The organism is Anoxynatronum sibiricum, from assembly GCF_039414295.1.
In the GTDB taxonomy this organism is placed as follows: domain Bacteria; phylum Bacillota; class Clostridia; order Peptostreptococcales; family Tindalliaceae; genus Anoxynatronum; species Anoxynatronum sibiricum.
The window spans coordinates 116,436-142,126 of sequence record NZ_JBCITM010000008.1; the positions used below are offsets into that span (position 1 = coordinate 116,436).

Annotated in this window: 24 protein-coding genes; 3 read left to right on the top strand and 21 right to left on the bottom strand. The window is 51.3% G+C overall.

Features of this window, described 5'->3' with window-relative positions:
- Positions 1-40: 40 nt before the first annotated feature.
- From AAIG11_RS09485 to AAIG11_RS09535, 11 genes are all read right to left on the bottom strand, one after another.
- The gene (locus AAIG11_RS09485) at positions 41-748 is read right to left on the bottom strand and encodes a response regulator (protein ID WP_425499419.1); all 708 of its coding nucleotides are present in this window, start codon (positions 746-748) and stop codon (positions 41-43) included.
- The gene (locus AAIG11_RS09490) at positions 748-2,160 is read right to left on the bottom strand and encodes a sensor histidine kinase (RefSeq protein WP_343186007.1); all 1,413 of its coding nucleotides are present in this window, start codon (positions 2,158-2,160) and stop codon (positions 748-750) included. The genes AAIG11_RS09485 and AAIG11_RS09490 overlap by 1 nt, the downstream gene beginning before the upstream one ends.
- A 28-nt stretch (positions 2,161-2,188) precedes the next feature.
- The gene (locus AAIG11_RS09495) at positions 2,189-2,587 is read right to left on the bottom strand and encodes a GtrA family protein (RefSeq protein ID WP_343186008.1); all 399 of its coding nucleotides are present in this window, start codon (positions 2,585-2,587) and stop codon (positions 2,189-2,191) included.
- Positions 2,584-3,588, bottom strand: a complete 1,005-nt coding sequence (locus AAIG11_RS09500; RefSeq protein ID WP_343186009.1) for a glycosyltransferase family 2 protein — start codon at positions 3,586-3,588, stop codon at positions 2,584-2,586. The genes AAIG11_RS09495 and AAIG11_RS09500 overlap by 4 nt, the downstream gene beginning before the upstream one ends.
- Before the next feature lie 280 nt (positions 3,589-3,868).
- Complete coding sequence (locus AAIG11_RS09505) at positions 3,869-5,602, bottom strand: glycosyltransferase family 39 protein (RefSeq protein WP_343186010.1); 1,734 nt, start codon at positions 5,600-5,602, stop codon at positions 3,869-3,871.
- A 29-nt stretch (positions 5,603-5,631) separates the two neighbouring features.
- Positions 5,632-6,522: a UTP--glucose-1-phosphate uridylyltransferase GalU gene (galU, locus tag AAIG11_RS09510; RefSeq protein ID WP_283409144.1), complete on the bottom strand. Its 891-nt coding sequence runs from the start codon at positions 6,520-6,522 to the stop codon at positions 5,632-5,634.
- Positions 6,523-6,577: 55 nt separating this feature from the next.
- A complete protein-coding gene (locus tag AAIG11_RS09515; protein WP_343186011.1) occupies positions 6,578-7,243 on the bottom strand; it encodes a COG2426 family protein in 666 nt (221 codons plus the stop codon).
- On the bottom strand, positions 7,244-8,512 hold the full coding sequence (locus AAIG11_RS09520; RefSeq protein ID WP_343186012.1) for a copper amine oxidase N-terminal domain-containing protein: 1,269 nt from the start codon (positions 8,510-8,512) through the stop codon (positions 7,244-7,246).
- Between the two features lie 85 nt (positions 8,513-8,597).
- Complete coding sequence (locus AAIG11_RS09525) at positions 8,598-8,957, bottom strand: DUF4870 domain-containing protein (RefSeq protein ID WP_343186013.1); 360 nt, start codon at positions 8,955-8,957, stop codon at positions 8,598-8,600.
- A 37-nt stretch (positions 8,958-8,994) separates the two neighbouring features.
- The gene (locus AAIG11_RS09530; protein WP_343186014.1) at positions 8,995-9,747 is read right to left on the bottom strand and encodes a LolA family protein; all 753 of its coding nucleotides are present in this window, start codon (positions 9,745-9,747) and stop codon (positions 8,995-8,997) included.
- A 106-nt stretch (positions 9,748-9,853) separates the two neighbouring features.
- Complete coding sequence (locus AAIG11_RS09535; RefSeq protein WP_343186015.1) at positions 9,854-10,231, bottom strand: YegP family protein; 378 nt, start codon at positions 10,229-10,231, stop codon at positions 9,854-9,856.
- 175 nt (positions 10,232-10,406) lie between these two features.
- Here AAIG11_RS09535 and AAIG11_RS09540 point away from each other — a divergent pair, with 175 nt between their 5' ends.
- The gene (locus AAIG11_RS09540; protein ID WP_343186016.1) at positions 10,407-12,131 is read left to right on the top strand and encodes a histidine kinase N-terminal 7TM domain-containing protein; all 1,725 of its coding nucleotides are present in this window, start codon (positions 10,407-10,409) and stop codon (positions 12,129-12,131) included.
- On the opposite strand, the gene AAIG11_RS09545 is transcribed toward AAIG11_RS09540, so the two are convergent.
- The 7 genes from AAIG11_RS09545 to pyrR form a co-directional block, all read right to left on the bottom strand.
- A complete protein-coding gene (locus AAIG11_RS09545; RefSeq protein ID WP_343186017.1) occupies positions 12,124-12,771 on the bottom strand; it encodes a response regulator in 648 nt (215 codons plus the stop codon). The two genes, AAIG11_RS09540 and AAIG11_RS09545, sit on opposite strands and share 8 nt — an antisense overlap.
- On the bottom strand, positions 12,764-13,744 hold the full coding sequence (locus tag AAIG11_RS09550; protein ID WP_343186018.1) for a hypothetical protein: 981 nt from the start codon (positions 13,742-13,744) through the stop codon (positions 12,764-12,766). Before AAIG11_RS09550 ends, AAIG11_RS09545 begins: the two co-directional genes overlap by 8 nt.
- Before the next feature lie 567 nt (positions 13,745-14,311).
- A complete protein-coding gene (locus tag AAIG11_RS09555) occupies positions 14,312-14,551 on the bottom strand; it encodes a hypothetical protein (protein WP_343186019.1) in 240 nt (79 codons plus the stop codon).
- The gene (locus tag AAIG11_RS09560; RefSeq protein WP_343186020.1) at positions 14,548-15,159 is read right to left on the bottom strand and encodes a hypothetical protein; all 612 of its coding nucleotides are present in this window, start codon (positions 15,157-15,159) and stop codon (positions 14,548-14,550) included. Before AAIG11_RS09560 ends, AAIG11_RS09555 begins: the two co-directional genes overlap by 4 nt.
- A 244-nt stretch (positions 15,160-15,403) precedes the next feature.
- Entirely contained in the window at positions 15,404-16,030 is a 627-nt protein-coding gene (gene pyrE / locus AAIG11_RS09565; RefSeq protein WP_343186021.1) for an orotate phosphoribosyltransferase, read from the bottom strand.
- Positions 16,031-16,076: 46 nt separating this feature from the next.
- Complete coding sequence (gene pyrF / locus AAIG11_RS09570) at positions 16,077-16,832, bottom strand: orotidine-5'-phosphate decarboxylase (protein ID WP_343186022.1); 756 nt, start codon at positions 16,830-16,832, stop codon at positions 16,077-16,079.
- Positions 16,833-17,152: 320 nt separating this feature from the next.
- Positions 17,153-17,698 carry a bifunctional pyr operon transcriptional regulator/uracil phosphoribosyltransferase PyrR gene (gene pyrR, locus AAIG11_RS09575; protein ID WP_343186023.1) on the bottom strand — a complete coding sequence of 182 codons (546 nt, stop codon included), beginning with the start codon at positions 17,696-17,698 and terminating at the stop codon, positions 17,153-17,155.
- Between the two features lie 463 nt (positions 17,699-18,161).
- On the opposite strand from pyrR, the gene AAIG11_RS09580 reads away from it, so the two are divergent.
- Complete coding sequence (locus tag AAIG11_RS09580; protein WP_343186024.1) at positions 18,162-19,343, top strand: copper amine oxidase N-terminal domain-containing protein; 1,182 nt, start codon at positions 18,162-18,164, stop codon at positions 19,341-19,343.
- Positions 19,344-19,762: 419 nt separating this feature from the next.
- Positions 19,763-22,231: an HD domain-containing phosphohydrolase gene (locus AAIG11_RS09585; protein ID WP_343186025.1), complete on the top strand. Its 2,469-nt coding sequence runs from the start codon at positions 19,763-19,765 to the stop codon at positions 22,229-22,231.
- Between the two features lie 265 nt (positions 22,232-22,496).
- Here AAIG11_RS09585 and AAIG11_RS09590 read toward each other — a convergent pair whose 3' ends face one another.
- From AAIG11_RS09590 to AAIG11_RS09600, 3 genes are all read right to left on the bottom strand, one after another.
- Entirely contained in the window at positions 22,497-23,141 is a 645-nt protein-coding gene (locus AAIG11_RS09590) for an L-fuculose-phosphate aldolase (protein WP_343186026.1), read from the bottom strand.
- Between the two features lie 20 nt (positions 23,142-23,161).
- Positions 23,162-24,511 carry a hypothetical protein gene (locus AAIG11_RS09595; RefSeq protein WP_343186027.1) on the bottom strand — a complete coding sequence of 450 codons (1,350 nt, stop codon included), beginning with the start codon at positions 24,509-24,511 and terminating at the stop codon, positions 23,162-23,164.
- A gap of 273 nt (positions 24,512-24,784) precedes the next feature.
- On the bottom strand, positions 24,785-25,591 hold the full coding sequence (locus tag AAIG11_RS09600; RefSeq protein ID WP_343186028.1) for a DNA/RNA nuclease SfsA: 807 nt from the start codon (positions 25,589-25,591) through the stop codon (positions 24,785-24,787).
- Between the last annotated feature and the right edge of the window lie 100 nt (positions 25,592-25,691).

A 25,691-nucleotide genomic window follows, 5' to 3' on the forward strand; every position in this document is an offset into this window, starting at 1 on the left:
TCACTTTCGGAGGCGGTCAGACAAGCATTCAGCAGCGGTGTCATGCGTCAGCAAAACGGTAACCTACACCCACTTCTGTGAGAATGTACTGGGGGTTGGCAGTGTTCTTTTCAATTTTTCGGCGCAGGTTGGCCATATAGACCCGCACGCTTTTGGTGTCGCAAGTTTCATAGCCCCACACCTGCCTGAGAATATAGTTGTGGGTGAGCACTTTTCCCTTATTGGCAATCAACAGGTGCAACAGTTTGTATTCAATGGGAGTGAGGTGAACTTCCTGCCCCGCCACCAGCACCAGGCGTTTTTCAAAATCAACGGTGAGGCTGCCGCTGGTAAAGCTTGTTTCAACCGTTTGGGTGGTCATTCGGGCCAGGCTTCGTTCAATGACACGAATGCGGGCCATGAGCTCACCCATGTGAAAGGGCTTGGTCATGTAGTCGTTGGCACCTCTGTCCAGGGCTTCAATTTTTTCTTTTTCCTGCCCCCGGGCTGAGATTACCAGAATAGGCACTTGAGAGAAGGTGCGCAGTTCCTGAATGATTTCCAGTCCGTCCTGGTCGGGCAATCCCAGATCCAGCAGCAGAATTTCCGGATGATGGGAAGAAAACAGAAACAGGCCCTCGGCAGCACTTCCTGCCACCAGCACCCGATAATCCGCTTTTTGCAAAGACACAGCAATGAAATTGGAAATATATTTGTCGTCCTCCACAATGAGAATGGTGGTTTTTTCTTCCATGGTCATCTTGGTCATCACACTCCTCTGGGAAGGGTAAAGGCAAAGCGGGATCCCCGGGGATGGTTGGGACCGGCTGTGATGGTGCCACCGTGGGCTTCGATGAGAGCCTTGCAGTTGGCCAATCCCAGTCCCATTCCTCTGCGACTGTCTGAAACAGCTTTATCATGGGTAACAAACCGGTCAAACAGGCTGTCGCGGACGCTGTCGTTAATGCCTTCTCCTGTGTCGGAAACCGTCACCACCAGTTCTTCTTCTGAGACTGTGACGGAGAGGGTGATCTCTGCCGCCGGCGGTGTATGCACAACAGCGTTTTCCAGCAGATTGATAAGGACTCTGACAATCAGGCGGCCATCCATGGGCACCATGATCACTTCATCCGGCAAATGAGCTGTAAACCGACGTTCCCTCAAAAGGCGTTCCACATGTGAAACTGCTTCGCTGACCACATCGTCCACCACTTCATTTTCTTTTTTGATCACCAGCTGAGATTCGTTGATCCGTGTCATGTCCAGTATGTTTTCCACCAGATTGGTGAGCCAAATGATTTCTTCGCTGATATCTTTTGCCAGTTTCTGACGCTCTTCATCTGATAAATGGTGATATTGGTCAGCCAACAGACTTCCCGCACCCAGCAGCGCCGTGAGGGGGCTCCGCAGGTCATGGGCCACCGACCGGAGCAGCGTTGCCCGCAACCGTTCACTTTCCATGGCTAACCGGGTTTTTTCCTGTTCATTGTAAAGTTGTTCCCGGTCAAGGGCAATGCCCAGCTGGGTGGCCACTGCCTGAATGATCAGCTCTGTCTGTTCATCCAGAGGAGTGGCCGACGGGTATACCAGCAATGTTCCCAGCGACCCTGCCGCACTTTGCAGACGATAGGTCAACGGCGGCGTGTCGGGCAATGGCCGGCGGCCTGCATGAAAGCTGTTGTCTCTGCTGAGGGACACGGTGCTTTCGCAGTCGGCATAAGTGTAAATATAGGAAATGCCTCGCTGAACAATATTGTGGTTTCCACTGACAGAGAGAAAGCCAGAGGCAATTTGATACAAAGTCTGGGCAGTTCGCTCATTTCTGGCGGCCAGTTCCATTTGCTGCTGCAGCCGCGAGGTGATAATGCCGGAAACCACTGCTGTGACAAGAAAAAAGAGCAGCAGGATAATATCATTACGGCTGTAAATCACCAGTGTGTAGCGTGGCTCTGTAAAAAGGAAGTTGAAAATCATCAGGCTGGCAAAAGAGATGAGGATACCATATACATAGCTGCTGGTGAAAACTGTGGTAAATAAGACCCCCAACAGGAACACCATGATCATGCTTTCCTTGTCTACCCCAAGGGAGCTGACAAAAACCGCACAGCCGGTGGTCAGCGCAAAGGTGAGCAGGGTTTTGAGGATGTTCTGAAAAAAGAATCCTGGCAGACGCATGTTCATCGTTCTCTTCCTCCGTTTTCCCGGCAATTCACTCTGCCCGGGTCTGGAATACCACAAAGCGGCTCAGCAGGTAATTCAGCACAATCACCAGTCCATTTACCAGCAATTTGCTGATGAACTCGTCCAGGTGCACCAGTTCAATGAGCACCACCAGGCCGACCACGTCCACCAGATAGGTGAGAATGCGCACACTGAAGAAGGAAGTCATTTCGCGAAAAAGGGCCTTCATCCCCCGGCTGCGGCTTTGAAACACCCAGATCCGGTTGGTCCAAAAAGCCACAGAAACAGCCACAATGAAAGCAATGGTCGTGCTGAGGGCATAATGAACCCCCATATCGATGAGAAGCTTATAGATCACCAGGTTGACCAACGTGGTGACCACTCCAAAAATCAGGTACGACGTATAATGACGGATGCGGGGACTCATGGCAGCTCCTCCCCTTCTCTAAAAGCGCGGGCTTCCCACTCCCGGGGGCCGGGCCGCCGGGCTGCTTCCGGCCATTCTTCCTGAATGGTGTAAAGCGGTCGTCGCCGCACTTCATCATAGATGCGCACCAGATATTCTCCCAAAATGCCCATTGCCAGCAGGTTCATTCCCAGCAGCATTCCCAGCAGGCTCTGGCCGCCGGTGTAAAAGAGATTGCCGGCACTGCCAGTCAGCCAGGCAATCACCCACACCAGCAGCAGCATTTTGGAAACGCCTGTCACCAACAGGCCTGCCTGGCGAATCCAGTAAACGGGTTTGTGGGAAAAGGAGATAATGCCGTCGAAGGCCAGCTGCAGCATTTTGGAAAGGGGGTATTTGGATTCCCCGGCAAACCGCTCTTCCCGCCGATACAGGAAGGCTGTCTGGCGAAAACCGATCCAGCTCACCATACCCCGGAGAAACCGGTTATGTTCCGGCATGTTTTTAAAGACCTCCACCACCTGGCGGTCCATGAGGCGAAAATCGCCGGTATCCATGGGAATGGCCACCTGGGTGAGGCGGTTGAGAATACGGTAGAACCCTTTGGCAGTAACCAGCTTAAACCAGGTCTCACCGGCTCGCTGCTCCCGCTGACCATACACCACATGCCAGCCTTCCTGCCATTTGGCCACCATTTGGGGAATCAGCTCCGGCGGGTCCTGCAGGTCGGCATCGATCACCGCCACAGCTTCCCCCCGTGCCTTGTGAATGCCGGCAGTCACCGCAATCTGGTGACCGAAGTTTCGGGCAAAGCCGATGACCCGCACCCGTTCATCGGCTGTGGCCAGTTCTTTTAAGATATCAAGGGTATCGTCAGTGCTCCCGTCGTTGACATAGAGCAGCTCACCGGCAAAAACTGCCCGCTGGTCGTCCAGCATTTGGGTGAGGCGTCGGTGACACTCTCGAGCCACGTCGTGCTCATTGTACATGGGAACCACGATGGAAATCAGGGGTTTTGTCATGTTTTTCGCTCCCTGCGCTGTATTCTGCAGCCATCTTCTATTCATTTCAGCTTTTATTCACTTGATTCACAACCACTTGATTTGATCCACCACACCTGTGAATGACATTCATGTTGTTGCCCTTCTCAGCTTACCCCAACCGTCGGCTTCTGTCCAGTGGCTCGAACCGCGCTATGGGCACCGCAGGCACCCCATGGTGCCCCGGTGATTCACACTGCCTGTTTCATTATGGTAGACTGACTGTTTCCCTTATCTGAACTGACTGTTTCGGTGACACTGACTATTCATTGGCAACTTGCTTGCCGACAGCCTTTCCTTTCAGCTGACTGGACAAGTGATCAAGAAGCAGCCCGCCCCCATAGGCAGCGGAAAGCATGAAAAGGGGCACCAGACTGTGATGATACCGTGACTGCACTTCAATGAGCACATGCATGGCAATGAAGCCGAAAAATAAAATGGCAATAAAGGCATTAAAGGAGGCCATTCGGCGCTGCCGGGTAAGCCACAGCCCTGCCAGCGTAAGCCACATGAGGTTTAAATAGTGCACCTGGGAAAGCACCTGCAGCTCCTGTCGGTATTCTTCCGCCCACAGGCTCACTGCCGTTACCCGATCCAGCTCCAGCATGCCCCAGTAAAACCCGTAGTCGGAAACCGCCCACTGAATGGCAAATTTTCGCTCCACCAGCAGCCAGAAATCCCGGTAATCTTCCCGAATGCGTTCCATTCCCCGACGCCAGGCTTCTTCGTGAATGCGGTCAAAGTCATAATCATATTCTTCGATAATGGCCCAGTCGTCGGCGCTCCACATACCCCGGGAGGCCTGGTTGGTCCCCACATAAAGGTTGAAGCCGGCACCGGTTTTTCCCAGAGGCACCAGCACCTGGGGCTCATAAATGGCGTTGAGGGTGGTGAGGGTCAATAGAAAACCGGCCACCACCAATGCCAGCACGATTCCCCGGCCCAGAAGAATCTGCTGCCAGACTTGCAGGGGTTTCCTTTTCGAAGTCACTGGCTTTTTGACAGCGGCCGCCTCCTGAACGTCATCCGATGCAGTATGGCTTTCAGCCGTGTCGGGCCGCCCTTTTTCCAAATGGTGTATTCCACGGATGCTTCGGCCCTGCAACTCTCCATCAAAGGGTTTCAGGCCTAAGTATAGGAGAAAGGCAGGGAATAGCAGGGATGCCACCGGCCGCACCACATGGGCCAGGGAGAGGAGTGCCCCTGCAGCCAGGGCCAGTCCCCAGGCTTTGGGAAAAATGCCGGCCCCCGATTCCAGATGGGTGGCCATGACGAAAAGGAGCAACACGCCCACCAACAGCATGGTGAACAGGTGCTCTCCCCCCAGTACATTGCCGTAATAAATCTGCCCCGGCCACAGGGCAAACAGGAGGGCCGCGCCCCGGCCCACCCGGGGGGAGAAGGCCCGTTTTCCCAGTTCATAGAGAAGCAACACTGTCACCAGCCCGCAGAAAAAATTAAACCAACGGGCCACAGCGGTTTCTGTGCCAAATAGCTGCATCACCCAGGACAAGATCAGCGGGTAGCCGGTGAGGTGGGGAAAGACCCCCCGAATCTGGGCAATGGCCCCGGGATCGCCTCCCACAATGGACCGGGCATAGTTCAGGTAACGGGCAAAATCCCAGAGGGGGGTGGTTTCCACCAGCCGCATCCACACAAACCGGGGAGCTGCCGCCAGCCCGGTCACCAGCACCGGAAATACAAAGGGCCGGTGGAGCCAGGGCATTTTTTCAACACCCCACAAGAGCAGGGCAAAGACCGCCGCTGTGAAGAGAGACCAAAAAAGAAAGAGGGTGGCGGGGTATTCCAGCAACAGCGGCCCCCGTTCAAACACCCCCAGTATGATGATGAGACTGACAAAAAACGCAAAAGCACCGGTCACCACGGGGGTCACCGGCCAACGGTCCAGCCATTGAAAGGGGTTCTTCTGAAGATGCTTTTGCTGTATGTTCCGGGAAGCCTGCTGCTGCCCGTCAGTGCCTTTGCTGATTTTCATGGGATTGCCTCCATACGAACCTGCCTGTTTCATGCTTCAATGTCGCAGAAGCCCTGTTCCTGGGTCAGTTTCTTCAGATACTTCATAAAGGGTTCTTTCAGATCTTCCCGCTTCAGGGCAAATTCCACCGTGGCCTGAAGGAATCCCAGTTTATCTCCCACATCATAGCGGGTGCCTTCAAAAATATAGGCATACATGGCTTCCTGACGCACCAGGGTGCGCAGGGCGTCTGTCAACTGAATTTCGCCGCCTTTGCCCGGCTGGGTGTTTTCCAGAATGGGAAAAATCTGAGGACTGATAATGTAGCGGCCCAAAATAGCCACATTGGTGGGCGCTTCATCCACTGCGGGTTTTTCCACCAGGTCTTTCACCTTGTACACCCGGTCTTCAATCCACTTGCCTTCAATAATGCCGTATTTGTCCACCTCAGATTCGGGCACTTCCTGCACGCCCAATACGGTGGTTTTGTATTCGTTGTAGATTTGAATCATCTGGGCCAGGCAGGGGGTTTTTGCATCGACAATGTCATCTCCCAGCAGCACGGCAAAGGGTTCATTGCCTATGAAGCTTCTGGCACAGTAAATGGCGTGCCCCAGGCCCTTGGGTTCCTTCTGGCGAATGTAGTGGATATTCACCATTTCAGAAATCTGCTGCACGGTTTTAAGAAGTTCATCCTTCCCCTTTTTTTCCAGTTCCAGCTCCAGCTCAATGGATTTATCGAAATGATCCTCGATGGACTGCTTGTTACGGCCGGTGATGATGAGAATCTCCTCGATACCGGAGGCCACCGCTTCTTCAATGATATACTGCAGGGTGGGTTTATCCACAATGGGAAGCATTTCTTTGGGCTGGGCCTTGGTGGCGGGCAAAAAACGGGTGCCCAGACCCGCTGCCGGTATAATGGCTTTTTTAACAATCATGGCGCTTCACTCCTTATGGGTTCTGTTTAACAAGGGGCTTGCATGAGATCCATTTCTACGGTTGAAACAGCCGGAGTAATCCGGTGCTGCCAGAAAGCACCAGCAGCCCTGCGATGACATTTCCGATGAAGATGGCGGGAAAAGCCAGCTTGAATCGCAGGTTCAGCAGCACCGCCGCCAGCGAGCCCGTCCAGACACCGGTGCCAGGCAGGGGGATGGCCACCAGAAAAATCAGGCCGACAAAGCCAAACCGCCGGGCCCGCTCACCTTTGGCCATGGTGCGGCTGGTGAGGCCGTGGATCAACCGGTCCAGCAGAGGGTGCAGCCGGGACAAGATGTCAAAAACAGGTCGGATTCCAAAAACAATAAAGGGCACCGGCAGCAGGCTGCCTGCCAGGCTGATGAAAAATGCGTGCCAGGGAGAAAAACCCAAAGAAAGGCCAAAGGGAATGGATCCCCGCAGTTCGATGATGGGCAGAGCTGCCATGAAAAACACTAAAAATTCGTTTCGTATCCAAGTGAATAGATGTTCCATATGAAGTTCAGCGCTCCGTTCCTCTATTAGTTGTTTCTTTTCAGTGAAAAAGCCGCCGGTGGAGTCCCGCGGATTGATGAAGCTGATGAGCATGATACCGTTACAGGCCCATTGTATCATGATTTTGATGGATTTTCCACTGAAAACACTGAAAAGCGCCAACCCGGAGATTAGCGCTTCAGACAATTACCTGGTATACACAATGACAATTTCCCGGGTGCTGTTGATCCAGTCGGCTTTGGCATCCAGGTTTTCTGAGGCAAACCTGACGGGTACAAAGGTGCGGCCGCCCTGGGACACGGGTGCCACGTCCATTCGGGCTGATGCGCCGTTCCTCCGCACTTCATTTTTGTTCAGCCACATTTCCACCACCTGGCTCCGGGCGTTGAGACTGATTCTGCTTTCACTGCCTTCCCAGCCCACATTGCCTCCCATGGCTTCCACAATAGCTCGAATGGGTACCATGCTGCGCCCAGCGATAATGATGGGGGTGGTGCCCCGGCCGGGATCAATTTCCTGGTTCACACCGTTCACAATCATGATGGGGTTGTCCAGTTGCAAAATGATGAAGCTTTTTTCACTGCCCACATGGGTGATCTTGGTGCCGGTTCTTCTGGAGAATTTGGCAATGGCATCTCCCAGACGCTCTTCAATGCCTTCCAGCGGCCTTGCTTCTGCCAGTACAGGTAGCACGGTGTAATGGTACTCGGTTTCCGGCTCCACATTCACGTCCACAAACCGTGTGGCAGTGATGTAAAAGTCGGTGACAGAGATACCCAGATCATCCCGGCTTGTGGAGCGGAATACCCGGTATCCCAGTGCATTGGCGGTACGGGACCATCCCATGCGCACACCGGAATCAAAGACTTCACTGTTGCTGTCGCCTGGTTCGGTGACGATCTGAACCGGCTGAACCACTTCTTCCTCCACAGGTTCAATGACGGGTTGGGCCGGCTGCGGTTCTTCTTCAAAGGGTTCCGCAACAGGAGGAATGGGATCTTCTTCCACCGGTGCCTGTTCGTCGCCCAGTCGCTGGTACATGGTGGTGCCTCTTTGAGTCTTTTGAGTAAAAGGATGGACAGTAATAGAGTTGATCACAATTGACTGGTTGTCTTCCCGAAGGGTCAGTGTGGCTGTTTCAGACCATGCCACGAGACGGTTCCCAGCCTGCTGAAAATACCCCAGTGAATCAAGAACCCATTCGTTTTCACCGTTACTGACAATATTTCGCAGCTGTTGATCACCCACTGTCACAGGATAGTTTCTCCAAGCCGAGTTGTTAATTTCATGAAAAAATCCTTCGCTACCTGTAATTCTAAGAACCTGCCCGTCACTTCGCTCCCACAGTCCTTCAATGGCCTGGGTGTCCGCCGATGCGGAAAGGGTCATGGCCATCAGAATGAGTCCCATGAGAACGAATCCTGTCAACCCCTTCTTAAACCATTTTCTTTTCAATGTTTTTCCTCCTTGTCCTTATGGTTCAATATGCTGTTCTTTTCTCAAATGATTCGGCAAGCTGATGATTTTGCAGAATGGCGGGTTATACTTTCGCCTGTTTTTCGGCAATATCACCAATCACCGGCAACTTAAACCATTCATGCTTGTAGGCTTTGACCAGCAGTATGATCCACGCAACCAGGAAAACCAACGGCATAAAAAGCCCCACGATCCATCCAATCACAGGAATTAGCCCCAGCACCGTGTAGACCACCATACTGACAATGGTGAGCAGGATAGCTTGCATGGCGTGAAATTTCACAAACCTGCTTTCTTTCTCCAGCACTAAAAAGAGAATGCCTGAGACAATTCCAAACACGTGGGCTAAAAGGGCTGCCACGTTCTCGTCCATCCCAAGAGATGATTTCGGCGTTGTTGCTGTAAATTTATTTTCTTCACTCATTTTCTTGCCCTCCATTTTAGTTTGTCTTGATCGGCATCTACCAGTTCATTTCCATAATGTCGTAACCTGCCGGTACTTTGAACACAGAATCAGCCACGCCGCCCACTTTTAAATTGGTTATTTCCATCACATACGTTTCGTCGTCTGTTTCTCCTTCCATGCGAACAGGAAGTGCATAGTCGGCATGAATCCACACCTTTACGTTTTCATAGTCGCCATCATCCTGAAACACGTAGGTGGGCATCCCATTGATGGTGTCTGTGCCCAGAAATGTCATGCTGCCCCAGTCATAATCTGCATCCATGAAATCCTCATCAAAGTCATCTTCATAGTAATCATCTTCATCATCCAGATCCATGCGAATACCCGTCATTTCGTCAGGCTGAAGCATGTAGGTGTACTCGCCGTCTTCCAGCATGATATAGTTGCCCTCTGAGGGGTTGGTGGCATCCATGCGACTCTTGTCACCTTTCATCCAAATCTGGGTGGTCATGGTGTACCCTTCCAGTGAATAAACCATATCGTAGCTTAATTCTGTGGGCATCGTCATGGAAGCCAGTTTGCTGATGACGGTGTCTCTGTCACCAGCTGTATCTCCCGACGCCGTTGCCGGCTGTGCTGAAGCAGTCTCTGCCGATGCACTTTCAGCCGCCCCAGCTGCAGTCTCCTGGGGCACTGGGGCCTGTTCAGTCGGCTGTGAACCTCCACAGCCTCCCAGAATCATTGCCACCAGTAATAGAACTGCGATCCAATAGGTTGCCTTCATCACCTGTTTTTGTTTCATAATCATCTTCAACCTCCTCTGGTATATTGCTTTTTCATGAATGGGTCGTTATCAGGATTCTTTGGGCTTTCACCTCCTGTCGCTGGATGCCTGCTCCCTTTCAGCTTTATCTTTACGTTAAATCAATGATTCTGGATTCTTTTGATTTCATTTTAATCATATGAATACCTTTATGACATGCTTGCCGCGATTGAAACGACATGCTGGTCATGACCAGATCTCCTTTTATTCCAAAGGCATGAAAGTAAAACTGATGGCAGCTGTCCTGTTTTACGAAAAAACACGGATACCGCAGCTTGTTTTCATCGGTGATGATTTCAGATATGTCGCTGAACTTTCGGAGCTGGACAATGCTGTCTTCCAACAATGCCCGGTCTGTATAGCTTTTTGAAACAATGTAAAAACCTTCTTTTTCTTTGACATGCATCTCCTCTAAAAAAACAAAGTAGTAGCGGCCCGATGGGTTTTTTTTGATTTGAAAAACACACATACCTGAAATTTCACCTCTTTCACGAAGGTGCTTTATTTTTTGAATTGCACGCATTATAATGATTATTATCTATTGTTGCGTCATGATGAAAGTGCTGATGGTCCATAAAAAAGTCATGGATGATGGGAAATGGTCACTCCATTTTTCATCATCCATGACTCCAGTGAGGTGAAACATGACCTTTACTCCTGCACAGGCTTTTGGTAAGTATACGATTCTCTCTTCAAACCTGATTGCATCGGTGTTGATGCTGTTATTGGCATTCTATTTTTACTACCGTTCCAAAAAATCGCCTCTTCTGTATGCCTACCTTTCCATCCTGGGACTACTCATGCTGTGGACGGTTTCGAAAGTTTTTAAAACCGTTACCCCCAACGTAATTTCCCGGTGGATTTTTGTTGTTATCCAGTACATTGGCGTTCAGTTTTTAGGCTTTTCCATTCTTCTCTTTGCCATCCTCTTCGCCGGCTATGCGCTTCCTGGCCGGAAGCTGCTCACTCTTTTGTTAATCCATCCGGTGGTCAGTTTTCTTGTCGTGTTAACCAACCCCCTGCATATGCAGTTTTATACCGTGTTCACTTATGACCGCACCCGTTTCGGCCCGTTTTTTTTACCCAGTCAGATCATTCTTTACTTATACATTATCGTGGGTATGGTCCTGCTGGTGCGGCGTTCTTTTGAACCCAGCTTTCACCGGAAAAAGCGCATCATCAGCCGGCTGTTTTCAGTGCTGGCCATCGTGCCCCTGTTCGTGAACTTTTATTACATTACCTTCAAGTTCACAGACATTCCCTGGATCTTTCCCTTTCGCCCCTTTGATGTGACACCCATTGCCATGGCTCTTTCCATGACCTTGTTTGCCATTCCCGCCATCAAATATAATTTTCTTGATATCGTGCCCCTCTCTTACCAGCATCTCTATCACCATATTGATGCGGGCATTATTCAGTTTGATGATAAGCTTCGCATCCTGAATACCAACCGGGTTGCCCAAAAAAGGGGGCTTCCTCCAGGTTCGCAGGAATACCTCTCAACACTTCCTGAAACCATCTTCCCCGAAGATTTGGCAGATTCCAGACAGGCCCTGTCGACCCTCCTTGCCCAGTTCAACGAAGCCCCCATGCCCCTTATCACCCATTTCAACGGCGTCTATCATAAATGGCGCATCGCTGCTCTGGATGACGGCACGTATGTGCTGTTGTTTATTGATATCACAGAAATCATTGATCTCCAGCATCAGCTTCAAACATCACAGACCACACTGGCAGGCATCCACGATGAGCTTCTGGATCTGACTGAAAAAGAAAAAGCGCTGGCGATGTTTCGCGCCCGCGCTGCAGTTTCTCAAAATGTGCATGACATCGTTGGTCACAGCCTGACCGTTGTCATGGGTACGTTGGAATTGGCCCTTCTGGAAGAAAACATGGCTGAAATTGACGAGAAGCTTCATCAAGCCCAGGAATTATTATTGAACAGCCTCTCCGACCTGAATCATTCCATGATCGACAACAGTTGTCCGGACATCCCTAACCTCATCGAGGCGATTACCAACCTGGAAGCAGGCACCATGACACTGGATTTAAACTGTCACGGGAATCCTTACCCCTTAAAACCTGCTGAAAACGAGGCAGTTTACAGGCTGTGCCAAGAAGCTGTCACCAATGCCATCAAGCACGGCAATGCTGCCACCCTTCATCTTTTTTTACGGTATCATCCAGATCACTTCGAGATTTATGCCATCGATGATGGCTGTGGGTGCCCTGCCATCAAAGAAAGTATGGGTCTTTCAGGGATTCAGAAAAGGATCTCACGGTTGGGAGGGCACGTTTCTTTCGGGTCTGGAGATGACGGTGGGTTTCATATTCACGGCCGTTTACCCGCCGGTGTGGTTGTTAAATAAGGTTGTTTTTCAGGGCGTAGATGGATATTTGAGTGCGATCGCTCAAACCGGTTTTTGACAACAGCTGTGACACCCTGTTTTTAATCGTCCCTTCGCTATAGCTGAGCGCTTTTGCAATTTCTTTATTGGTCTTCCCTTCCGCAATGCACTTCACAATTTGAAGATCTGTTTTGCTAAATTGCACCCCTTCAACTTCCATTTGCATCTTAGCGTCGCTGCAAAGCTGACTGTCACGTTTCAAGCCCGTCTCATAGATTTCACGATGAACCACCAGCATGTCGTGAGCCACACAAAAAATGGATGACAGCAGTGCAGCCGGTTTCATGTTCTTCAGCAAATAGCCGTCTGCTCCGGCCAGAAATGCGTCATTGATACTAAAGGGGTCCTCAAAAGTGGTGAGCATCATCACTTTCATCAACGGGTGGGCTTCTTTTATTTTTTTCAGCGCCGACAGGCCATCCATTTCCGGCATTCGGATATCCAGCAGGACGACATCAGGTTCATGCACATCGGCCATTTCCACAGCTTCATGGCCATTTTGCACGCATCCCACCATTTCAAACCGCTGGTCGGCCTTCACAATTTCTTCAAGCATGGTTAAGAAAAGAATTTGATCATCTGCCAATAGCACCTTAATCATTTGAGGTCACCTTCTCTTTCGTTACCATCTGCCTGACAACCAGGCGCAGTTTTTTGTATAACTCACCCACACCCTGGTTGATGTTGGCCACCCGTTCCTTTTTTTCTTTGCGTGTTATCTGCTGGTTTCTTCGTATCCCCTGAATATCACGTATGTACTGGTTTGTCGCTTCAATAATGCTTTGGTTAACCGCCTGAAGCAACCGGTCTTTTTCTTTTTCATAACCAAACTCTTCCAGTTTTTTGAGGGATGCTTCCATTTTTTTGTTCAGTTCCAACCGCTGCTGATTTTGCTCCTGAATAGATTCAATAAGTTCTATTTCTTCTGCTGCCTGATGAATCAGTAAAACAGTTCCAACCCAGTCTTCATCTTCATCAAACACTTTTGATAAAATGAAATAGCCTTTGCGGCTTGGAATCATGATTTTAAAGTGCTTCAGCGACTGATGCGGTTTTCGATGCTCAAAAAAATCTTCCAGCACCGCCTTTTGCTCCGGATTAATTTCTGCTTCATACTGGTTTAAGCAGGCCCTCAAATCTACCACCGGTGCTGCCTTCAGGCAGTGGATATCACCGTGATTCGTTGCCGACAAACGGAATGCACTGTCATAAATATAGACCTGATCTTCCATAGACTGAAAGACCGCTTCAAGGGGAGTGCTTTGCTGCGACGCTTGTGCCTGGCCTGTTTCTTCTGTCAGACAACAAATGCCGGCTTTTACCAGGGCCCCCATGGCCAGCGCCAGCGCTACCCACTGTACCTTTTCATGAGTGGCCCGCATCGGCAGTTCAAGCATGGCAATGATCATCAGCTTTGTCATCAAAAAAACAACGGCTGCCACCGAGGCAACATGAAACCATTTCAGCCACTTGATGTTCCCATGGCGATGATGCCATCGAAAGTTAACCCAGATGATGAACATCAGAGGCACCATCCACAGAATCGCGCCCACTAATGATGTGGTGGTATACATGCCTGTGCCTCCTGTCGTCGGGGATCCATTTCTTTCATCGTCGGATGACGCTGTTGTGTCTATCTTATCACAAGTATCCTCAAGGCTTCCACAGTTCTCCAGCACCAGTCACCCGAAAATTTCGTCTTCACGCCCCTCATCCGCTTTCTTTTTCTGGTTTTTCTGGTGCTTCCACAATTTTGTCCACCGAACTGCCGAGGTTATCCCCAGCTTTTTCCCCATTTTCCACAGGAAGATCGCTGTTTTCCACAGGTTATCCACAAAGGCATCTTCCTTTTTTTACCATTGCTGTCATCATCCATGAAGTATGAGAGCTTTGGCGTAGCATCCCGTAATCAGGAAGTTCTCTGTGCAAAAAGTACAGAAAAGCGCGCAAAAAAGGGACAGGTGCGCTGATGGCACCTGTCGAGATAAAGAACGCCTATTGGACGGAAGTCCCCTTGTGAGGTTTTCGCTATACTATTCGTGACCCCTGATTATTTTGGGGGACTTTTTTTAAAATAATATGCTCATTTTTTTGAGTGCTGTTTTGAGTTCATTTACTGAGTTCATTTTTTGAGTGCTGTTTCAGGGAACCAATTCATGGGCCACTGGCTCATCCACCTGATGAAAACGGTTGTTCTTGAGGATGGCGGCATGATCCACTTTATTCCAGTCCTCTTCTGTTTCCACCAGGAACAGCATCCCCAAGGGCGCATTTCGAAAATTGTTGCCTGTGAAATTGGCAATGCCGTCAATGGCCACTTTGACAAGTCCCGAGAGATGCTCCTCTTCCTCACCAAGTCCATCCAGCACTGCATTTTTCATATAAAGAAGGCCCTCTGCCCCACGTGTATCATCCAACCGTCGTAGTCTGCACCAGCCCCCAACGCTTGTCCGTTGCCATCCATCCACACTTCCCGGTTCACCACCAGCGGTTCCGTCAGTACGATCCCCTCTGTCAGTTTGATGACGTCAACTTTTTCATTTGCCAGCGCCTGCATCAGCGTTGTTTGACTGACAGCCTCTGCCACTGTATAGTTTTCACCTGATTCGCCTTCCGGCCCCCAATGCTGCTGCCACTGCAACGTTTCCCTGAAGCGCATTTGAATTCCCGGCGGCAGCTCTTCCTTTTCCATCAGCCCCGGCGGCAATGTAAAGCCCTGCTTTAACAGACCCGGCGGCGTTCCTTTTCCCTGAAGTCCTGGAGGAAGACCGGCCCCTGGGCCATACTCTCTGAACTTTTCATCATTCTCTTTCTCATGTTCCTGTTGTTGTGTGACTGCCTGTTGCTGCAACCGGCTGACGACCTCTTTACGCGCCTGGCCCGGCGGTACTTTGGTTTCTGCAAATACCTGTGTACCACCCACCAGTAATCCAATGACGAATCCAATGACAACTACCATGGATATGATGCGTTTCATGTTCTTACTCACGTGCATTCCTCCCTGGTTTTGACTCTCCCAAAAGGCAGGATCATTTTCCTGTATCCTTTTCATCCATAGTTGCGGGAAGCCGCCGGTCTTTCGGGGGCTCTTTGAATGTCATCATTTGATAAGTTGCCAAAAGGGGAGTATAGACCCAAAAAGCCGCCCAGGGCGGCTAGAGGTTGAAGACAAAGGACTTTGGCCAGGGCATCAGAAATCAAATCCAGTCTGATGTGATTAAACGGCACTTATGCTACGGCAGTAGACGGCTCCCCGGTTTCACCGGCTGGCTGTCCACACAGAGGGGGCAGTTGTCGGGGTCAAATGTTTCGATGGTCAGTTGAAGCAGTGAGGTGACAGGCACCTGCAGCACATGACTGCCGCCGCTGCGATCCACCAGCACGGCGGCGGCTTCCACAATCCCCCCGGCTTCCTGCACGCATTCAATGGCTTCCTGCACCGAACCACCGGTGGTGATCACATCTTCCACCACCAGCACCCGTTGTCCTGGCTGGATGGTGAATCCCCGGCGCAGTTTCATCTTGCCGTCTTCCCGTTCAGTGAAGAGGGCCGGTACCCCCAGCTGGCGTCCCATTTCATAGGCCACAATGACGCCGCCCATGGCCGGCCCCACCACCAGATCACAGGTGCCTGTCAGCTTGGCTTTTAAAGCACCCACCAGGGTTTCAGTGTGCCAGGGATATTTCAGCACCTGGGCGCACTGCACATATTGGCGGCTGTGTTTGCCGGAGGTGAGTCGAAAATGCCCTTCCAACAGTGCCTGAGATTCGATAAAAATGGCTTTGACGGCTTCCTGATTGATTTGTTCCTGATTCACAGGCTGTTGATTCATAGGCTTCTGATTCATGTGTTCTTTCATTAATATGCCTCCCTGGTTTCAAAATAGTGAATGGTATGAGGATTGCTTACCTGTCCATGGCTTCTAAAAGGCTTCGGGCCGCGTCAGCGGGGTTGGCAGCGGCGGTGATGGGACGGCCCACCACCAGATAGTCTGCCCCTGCCTCAAGGGCCATTTCAGGGGTCATCACCCGTGCCTGGTCATTCAAAGCACTGCCGGCGGGTCGGATTCCCGGGGTGACGATTTGAAAACCGGTGCCACACTGTTTTCTGATGAGGGCGGCTTCTCGGGCTGAGGCCACCACGCCGTCCAGTCCGGCTTCCTGAGCCAAAACGGCCCATTTCACCACCTTGTCTTCGATGGTGCCTGTGAATCCCAGATCGGTTTCGAAGGCTTCCTGGTTCATGCTGGTGAGCACAGTGACCCCCAGTACCACCGGCGGCTTTAGTCCCAATCGGGCCGCTTCTTCCCGGCTGCAAAGCACTGCCTGCCGCATCATTTCCCGGCCGCCCCCGGCGTGCACATTGAACATGCCCACCCCCAGTCGGGTGGCGGCTCGGGCTGCCTGGCCAACAGTGTTGGGAATGTCATGAAACTTCAGGTCCAGAAACACCTGTTTTCCCTGATTCAGCAGGCTTTTGACCATGGCGTTGCCTTCATTGTAATACAGTTCCATCCCCACTTTGTACCAGATAATTTCCTTTCCCAGGGCGGTCACCAGCTGGTTCACCTCCCCGGCTTCTGACTTATCCAAAGCAACAATGAGTTTTTCCCGGGCATTATTTTGTTTTTGTGCGAGGTCATTTATGACATTTGATGACATTGATAAACGCTCCTTTCTGTGCTGCCGCCTTCATTTTCTCCGACAGTTGTGTCGCCTCTAAAAGGACATTCCCCTTTTAAGCAGCTTTGAACAATTTGCTTTAATACAACTTTGAACAGCTTCTTTTATGACAGCTATTTTGCTTTGCACCTCTTTGTTGCTTCCAGCCGTCTTTTCCAAAAACGAAAACCCCTTTCATGGGCAGTTGGCATTCCTGCGGCTGAAAGGGGCACGGGCCGAACTAACGGCAATCACATACCATCGCCTTTCCAGCCTCACAGGACTTGGTTTAAAGGGATGCACGATGAAGTTTTTTGTGGCTATGGCGCGGTTTTAATGGTGACCTGATCGGTGCCGTCAGTTTCTGTTAGTTGCACAGCAATCATTTCCTGATGGGAGGTGGGTACATTTTTCCCCACGTAGTCTGCCCGAATGGGCAGTTCCCGGTGTCCCCGGTCCACCAGCACCGCCGCCTGTATTTTCTGTGCTCGTCCCAAATCCATGAGGGCATCCATGGCAGCCCGAATGGTGCGGCCGGTGTAAAGCACATCATCCACCAGCACCACCACCTTGCCTGTGATGGAGAAGGGTAGTTCAGCGGGTTTCACCACTGGCATATCTGAACGGGTGGTGAGGTCATCCCGGTAAAAGGTGATATCCAACTCTCCCAGAGGAACGGTGACACTTTCGATCTGGCTTATTTTTTCCTGCAGGCGCCGGGCCAGGGGTACCCCCCGGGTATGAATACCCACCAGCACCACTTCTTCAATCCCCCGGTTTTTTTCGATTATTTCATGGGCCATTCGCGTCAAAGAGCGTCCCATTTTTTCGCCATCCAGAATCACCGACTTCGTCTGCCATTCCATTAACATTTCCTCCTTTGCCGTCAAAAAAAGACTCACCGTGAGGCAAGCCGTTGTCATCTTATTCCGGGAAATACTTTTCCGGTGCTGCCAGGCAAGCCTGCCAGCCAATGCAATGATGGCTCTTTTGTGATCTCACGGAATCACTTTAAAAGATAAACTACCTCATTCTATCAGGGTTCATTGCGGGTGTCAAGGATGCCCGAGGATGTCCCCCTGCTCCACCAGCACTTCCGTTACTTGCCTGCATTGATGTCTTCTCATAACCATTCCTTTGAACCGTTCCCTTCAGGTTCCCCTCTGGGGGGAAACTGAAAGAAAGTCATTAACTGATGCAACTTTTTTATTGGATGCCCCGTCTTAAAGAATGTCGGGTGAAATGCAACACCCCCCAATCATCATCGCAACTTACATTGATTTCAACAGAAATGTCATCCTTGCGATCATATGGAAAGGAGCTATTCACATGTTTTTGATTTCCAATCTTCAGCACCGAAAAAAATCGTTTCAACCCCTGGCCGTTTTACTGGCACTGGCCCTGCTGTTGCCCCTTGGAACTTTCACCGCCTTTGGTGAAAACCTGGCCGGCGAAAGTTTTTCTGCCCTCACCCAGCGGGAGCCCGTTCCCGCCTTTGGCTCCATCACAGGCACCGTGGGAGAAATACGGCCCATGCAGTCACTCCCCGATGCTTATTACATCGTACTGGAGGACGAAGAGAACCCAACCTGGCTCACCATCACCACTGATACCTTCCTCTTCAGTGACGAAGCCCCCGAAGCAGGCGACACGGTTACCGGCTTTTATGACTTGAACGCCCCCATGATTCTCATTTATCCTCCCCAGTATCCCATTGTGGCCCTGGCAGTAAACCCGGGAGACACCAATCTGTTTGTAGGGGAGTTTGGCAGCGACCTGGTGGATGCCACCGAAACACTGATGCTGGTAATCACGGAGGATACCCAGGTGGAAACTCCCGATGGTCAGCCTTTCACAGAGTCTCTCGCCGGCCATACACTGGCAGTGGCCTACGGTGCTTCCACCCGTAGCATTCCTGCCCAAACCCGCCCCCAACGTGTGGTGGTGCTGTCGGCGGAACTGAATGATGCTGATGTTACCGAAGACGAAAATGATGAAAACGAAGCCGCAGATGAGATCGCCGGAGAAGATGAAGGCGAAAGTGAAGGTGAAGGTGCGGTTGAGGACGAAACTGAACCTGTAAAGCCGGCAGAAGATGGCAATGCGGCTTCCCGCCCCATCACCCACGAACCCGACTGGATGCCTGCCCTTGAAGGCATGGATCTGGTGGTGGAAAACGCCATTCTTCGCGATGCTCCCGCCGCCTGGGCCACCGATGACCAGGTGGTGATGGTGCCGCTGAAAATCATTGCCGAATCCCTGGGCTATCGGGTACACTGGCTGGCTGAAACCCAGACTGTCACCCTTTCCGACAGTCACTCCCTCACCATTGGTGCCGACGCTTATGTGGATATGAGCCAGGATTCTCCCATTCGATTGGGTACACCGCCGGCGCTGCGGGAAGGCCGCACTTTTGTGCCCCTCACTTTTTTCCGCGATGTGATTCCCATGAACAACGCTTATGTGTTTGAAAACCAGATTGTTATTGATAATCAGGAGGTCATGCACTAGAACTGCAGTGAATAGTTGATCGGGAATAGTGAATAAGAAAAACAAAATAAGGATAATGAAAGCAGGAATGCCAGCTATACATCAAAGCCAGCAAGAAGAGAATCCTGCTTATAATCTATCAGCATAATACCGCCTGCGATGAGTTGAAAGACTCATTGCAGGCGGTTTCTTGTCAGCGCTATGATGGTATCCGCATTTCACAAATTAACATTCATTCCCTATATTAAGGTAAAACCAGGATTAAGGTGAAACCAGGAGGCCATTTGTTTGTCCTTTGTTTGAGATGAAAAACACGATGACCAAAGAGATCACACCAGAAAAATGGTGTGGGAGGAAGAGTGGTGGGTAAGTATAACTAAAGAAAAGAACAGAAGCACAGAATCCGGAAAGAGCAAAAATTCTTAACGGGAGCGTGGCACATGACCAGAAGCAAACACTGGGCAGGATTAGTTGTTGCGGGCATGCTGATCACCATATTCTTAAGTGGATACGGCGCAGCAGCCATGCCTGGAAATACCAGACTCAACAATAACTCCAACCGAATTGTGGTGGGAGATGATATCAACTATCCACCCTACAGTTATTTGGATACTGACGGTAATCCTCAGGGTTTTAATATTGCCTTGGCCAAAGCGGCGGGAGAAGCCATGGGGTTGACGGTGGAAATTCGACTGGATGAATGGTCACGTACCCGGGAGGCTCTGGAAGCGGGAGAAATCGATGCCATCTCCGGCATGTTCTACTCAGAAGAACGCGCCCAGACTTATGCCTTTACCACCCGTCACAGTGTGACCAGTGGTGATATCTTCACCCGTTCAGCCACGGTGCTGGAATCACTGGAAGATCTGCAGGGCCAGACGGTGGTGGTGCAAAAAGGAGATATTGTGGCAGAGTACCTGGCAGGGGCGGAACTGGAGATCCAGTTAATAGAAGTCTTTACCGTCAATGAAGCCCTTTCTTTAGTGGCAGACGGTACTTACGACTATGCCGGGCTGATGAAGCTGCCTGGCATCTATGCCATGGAAGAACAGGGGTTTTCCCAGCTTCGCTCCCAAGGCCTGCAACTGATCCCCAATGACTATTCCATGGCGGTACGCCGGGACAATGAAGATTTACTCCTGCTCCTAAACGGCGGTCTAAAAATCGTCCAGGCCACCGGCGAGTACCAGGCCATTTATGATGAATGGCTGGGGGTGTATGAAGAGCAGGATTTTCGCCAGAATCTGGTGAGGTATCATCGCTTCCTGCTGGTGGCAGGCGGCATGGTTGTCGTGCTTCTGGGGATGTCTCTTTTTCTGCGGTATCTGGTTCACAAACGCACCAGTGCCCTGAGAAGCGCCAATGAGGAACTGCAGCTAAAACAGCTGGAGCTGCAGTCACTGAACATGGAGATGGAAGCTTCCATGGAAGAGCTCACTGCCATGGAGCAGGAGCTGCGGGAACAGCTGGATCGCATCAGGGAAAGTGAGCGGCGGCTGGCGGAGAGTGAGCAGAAAAACAGGGCCATTGTCCAGGCGTTGCCAGACATTATCTTCACCTTTGATCCTAAGGGTCAGTTCATTGATTGTCAGGCCAGTGATCACACCCATCTGCAGATGCCGACCCAGTCACTGATCGGCAAATTGCTGGAAGACGTGCTTCCCCACGAACTGGCGGAAGCGTGTCTGGCTTCTATCCAGAAATCACTGGAAAGTGGCAAGTTGGAACGATTTGAATTTGAGATCCCCCTCAGGGGGGAGCGCCGCATTTTTGAAATGCGTCTTGTTCCCCTGGAATCAACAGCAGTGATTGGCATTACCCGGGACATCACCCAGGAAAAACGCTACCAGGAAGAAATCGAGTATTTGAGCTACCGCGATCAGCTCACCGGCTTATACAACCGTCGGTTCTTTGAGGAGGAACTGAAACGCCTGGATACGGAGCGTAATCTTCCACTGTGTCTCCTTATGGCAGATGTGAATGGATTGAAGCTGATTAACGACTCTTTTGGTCACGCCAAGGGAGATGAACTGCTTCAGAAACTGGCGGAAGTGCTGACCCGTGGTTGCAGACCCGACGAAATCATTGCCCGCATCGGCGGTGATGAGTTTGTGTTGCTGGTGCCGGGTATGACGGGGGAACAGGCTGAAAAACTGGTGGATCGGATCCAGAAGCTGGCGGCCGTGGAGACAATTGGGTCGCTGGAGCTGTCGATTTCCTTTGGCTGGGAAGTCAAAACTGATCCAAACGAAGACATGCAGGAAATTTTCAATCGGGCAGAAGACCATATGTATCAAAAAAAGCTTTTTGAAGGCCCCAGCATGCGCAGCAAAACCATTAATGCCATCATTAGAACCCTCCACGAAAAGAATGAAAGGGAAGAAGCCCATTCTAAACGGGTATCCCAGCTTTCCATGGCACTGGCCCAAGTGATGGGTTTTTCTCAGCGGGATGTAGAGCAGATTCGAACCATGGGACTGCTCCACGATATTGGCAAAATTGCCATTAATGAAGAAATTCTCAACAAGCCTGGCCGGCTGACAGAAGAAGAATATGAAGAGATTAAGCGCCACCCGGAGATTGGGTTTCGTATCCTCAGCTCTGTCAATGACATGGTGGACATGGCAGAATACGTGTTGTGCCACCACGAGCGGTGGGATGGTACCGGCTACCCCCGTGGCCTGGCAGGTGAGGCCACCCCCATGCAGGCCCGGATCATCGCCATCACAGATGCCTATGATGCCATGATTAGCGAGCGGAGTTATCGTCATACGCTGACGCCAGAAGCTGCGGCGAAAGAGTTGTACCGCTGTGCCGGGACCCAGTTTGACCCCCATCTGGTGGCAGTCTTTGTCGAAAAAGTCATCGGAGCTGATGCGGAAAATGCACCTGATAACCCGGAGACGTGACACAGTCGGCACATCTGAAAACTCTATGATCACAGGTGGTCACGGCAACTCCCTGGGCAGCCGCCATGGTTGGCACGTGTCATTTGCTAAAAAACGTTTGGTTTCAGAAGTAAGGCCGCTGGCTTCCCATATGCTGGGATGCCGGCGGCCTCATATTTTTTGATGCGTTGGCTTTGGGGTTTTCATTGCTTGTTACTGAGATGCAACTGCGCTTCCCCTCATTTGCTGTCTTTCCGCTTCAATGATGCTTACTTATCAGTGATGCTTACTTCCGCTGTCCGTAAGTCTTGAACTTCTCCAGCATCAATGTCATTTCTTCATCAGGCAAAATTACCGGATCGCCAATGCCTTTGGTACGGTAGTAGATTTCTGCACAATACTCAATTTCTTCCACAATGTTAAAGGCATTCAGCAGATCACCGGCCCCTGCCAAAAGGCCATGGTTGGCCAGCAAGACTGCCCGCCGGTCTTTCATGGCTTCAAAGGCATTTTCTGCCAGTTCCACGGTGCCAAAGGTGGCGTAGGGGGCGCAGCGCACGTCTTTTCCCGCAACGGCAATCATGTAGTGCACCGGCGGCAGATTCCAGCCCAGGCAGGCAATGGTGGTGGCATACATGGTGTGAGCGTGGATGATTGCATCAATGTCGTCCCGCTGTTGATAAAAGATGCGATGCAGGTCCACCTCGCTGGAGGGTTTTCGCTCCCCTTCCACCACTTCCCCCTGGAGGTTCATCACTACCACATCTTCAGGGGTGGTTTCAAAATAATCAATGCCGCTGGGGCTGATGGCCATCAGGCCCTCTTCCCGACAAAACACACTGATGTTGCCGCCGGTTCCCTTGGTCAGGCCTGCTGTCACCAGCTTTTGGCCGTATTCCACAATCATTTCCCGTTCTTGTTGCATACGCATGTCAATTGTCTTCCTTCCTGCTACTGGTACCCTCCGGTGAGATAATTGAAGAAGGGTTCATCCACCCAAAAGTCGTAAGTCACCACATCCATGTCCGCTCCCAACTCCTGAATCGCTGTCATCACTGCTTCTGAATCTTCCTGTAAAGAAAAGCTCTGGGCCAGCTTGCCTTCTGCCTGAATATAATTATTGGTGATCACCAGGTAGTCTTCCAGCGGAGTCAGGGAGTAGAACAGGGGCTGCCACCACGAGCCGGCAATGAGACCGGTCATGTCTTCCTGATTGCGCTTGGCATAGGCAAAGATAATGTCCTGGAACCGTTCTTTTTCCTGCTTGGTGAAGAATTCAAAGCTGATGTCGTACTCTTTGGCATAGGCGATGTAATTGCCGTTTTCAATCATGGCCACCTGATAGCCGGGGCTTTCCTGAGGCTCGCCCCATTCTTTCATATAGATGTAAGCAGATGACTTGGGCTCCAGCTGTACCCGGGCGTTGATGCCTTCGCTGCGAAGCAGGCCAATGAGCTGCAGGGCATGCACGATATTGGAATGCCCGTAGGTGATGGTGAGCTCAGGGTCAAACCGGGGGTCGAACTGCAGGTCCTTCACGTTGTACCCGGTGATGACGTCGGCTTCCAGCACCTGGTTAATCAGTTCCCGAAGCTCAGTGGCTTCAATCAATGTCTGGGCTTCCCAGGCAGTGTAGATCTTTCCGAAGATGGCCGGGTCACTGATTTGTCCCAGGTAGTTTTTGTAGCGTCCGTTCATTTCCACCACTTTTCCTGCCAGCAGGGTGGTCACGTCGCTGGGAGCCTGCTCTTCTGACAGGTTCAGACCGACCAGCAGGTCAGCAGGAATCATTTGAAGATCAAGGGCCACTGCCAGGGCTGCCAGGGAGTGATCTGCCGGCATATCTGCCAGTTCATCGGCGATTCCAGCGGCTGCCAGACTGGCCCATACCTTGGCTTCAGGATAAGTGCCGGCCAGCTGCTTTTGATTAGCGGCGGCCACTGCCATTTCCACGGCGTCAAAGACTGTGAGCAGCTCAGCATCAGCTGAGGCCGGGGCCACCTCCTGTCGGGACACACGGTTCAATAATCCGGCAAAGGTTTGGGGGGTCATTGATGCTGACAATTTAATACCATACTGGTGGTCCATAAACCGTTCATATGCTGCCACCTGCTGCGAGACATTCGCCGCTGCTTCAGTGGACAGTACCGCTGTCACCGGTGCTTCCACCGGCAGGGGCTGTGCCATCACCGGCATCACTGCCGATGAGAAAAGCAGGCACACCGTCAGTAACACACATGCCCATTGCTGCTTCCATCGGTTCTTGCTGATTGGTTCTGTTGCCATTCCCGTTGCTTTCATCCCATAACCTCCTTGAAATTGGCTGAAAATGAACTTCTTTTACCTGTACGGGTCTCCACTTGTCCGAATTTGTCGGACATCTGACAACCCTTATGCTGAGTCTATCTTAACATTTTCCGAATGATTAATCAATTCTTTCCTGAGCTTCTCAGATGATTCCTGCACCAAACCGCCTGGTGTTAGTTTTTCAGTGAATCGTTAGCGGGAATAGTGAATAAAAAGCTTAAAGCCATTGCCAAAGCGTTATCCACAGCTTTTTGCCCCTGCTAATTCCTATGCCTGCACAAAAGTGCGTTGATTCAGGTCAATGGGCAATATACCCCCCAGCTCCATGGTGGCGGGTGTCACCAAGGAATCATAGACCAGCACCTGCACCCCCGCCTGCTGCACCTGCACCAGCGCCGCTGCAAAGGCCGGGTCCCGCTCCCAGTGAGGCACAAAGAGCCGTGGGCCCTTCATCTGCATGAGAAACACCACCACGCCCTGATATCCCTGGGCAACGGCTTCTGCCAGCTCCAGCAGGTGGCGTCGCCCTCGAATAGTGGGAGCATCGGGAAAAGCAGAGACACCACCCTGCTCCAGCGTCACCCCTTTTACTTCCACAAAAGCCGTCGTCGGCTCCCCTTTTTCGTTGATTCCCTCCACCCGCATGTCAAACCTTGAATTTCCGAAGGTCACTTCCCGGCGCAGGCTGGTGACTGAAGTCATCAGGGGCAGTTTTCCTGCCAGAATGCCCTCTGCCACCACTGCATTGGGAGCCTGGGAGTCCATGTTCACCAGCATGGTTTTCTTCTCTGCAGAATCACTTTCGTTGTTTGCAGAAATATGTTCTTTCTGCCCATCAGCGATGTCTTTCTCCACGGCAATCAGGGAGTACCGGGTCTTTCGCCCCGGGTGACTGCGGCAATCCTCCAGGTATACCCGTGCTCCCGGAACCAGCAGCTCCCGGCAGCGTCCGGTGTTTTTCACATGCACCACTTCTTCTTTTCCCGCCACATCGTCCGCTAAAATCACATGGGCCACAAACCGGTTGGGGCGTTTTAAAAAGGTGGCCGGCACCACCGGATTCATGTATTTCATTGATCTCTCAGTTCCTTTCCTGGCTGACTTGCCTTAGCTTGATGACTTGGATGGCTGGCTGACCTGCTTTAGCTTGATGATCAGGATAACCATCTGGCCT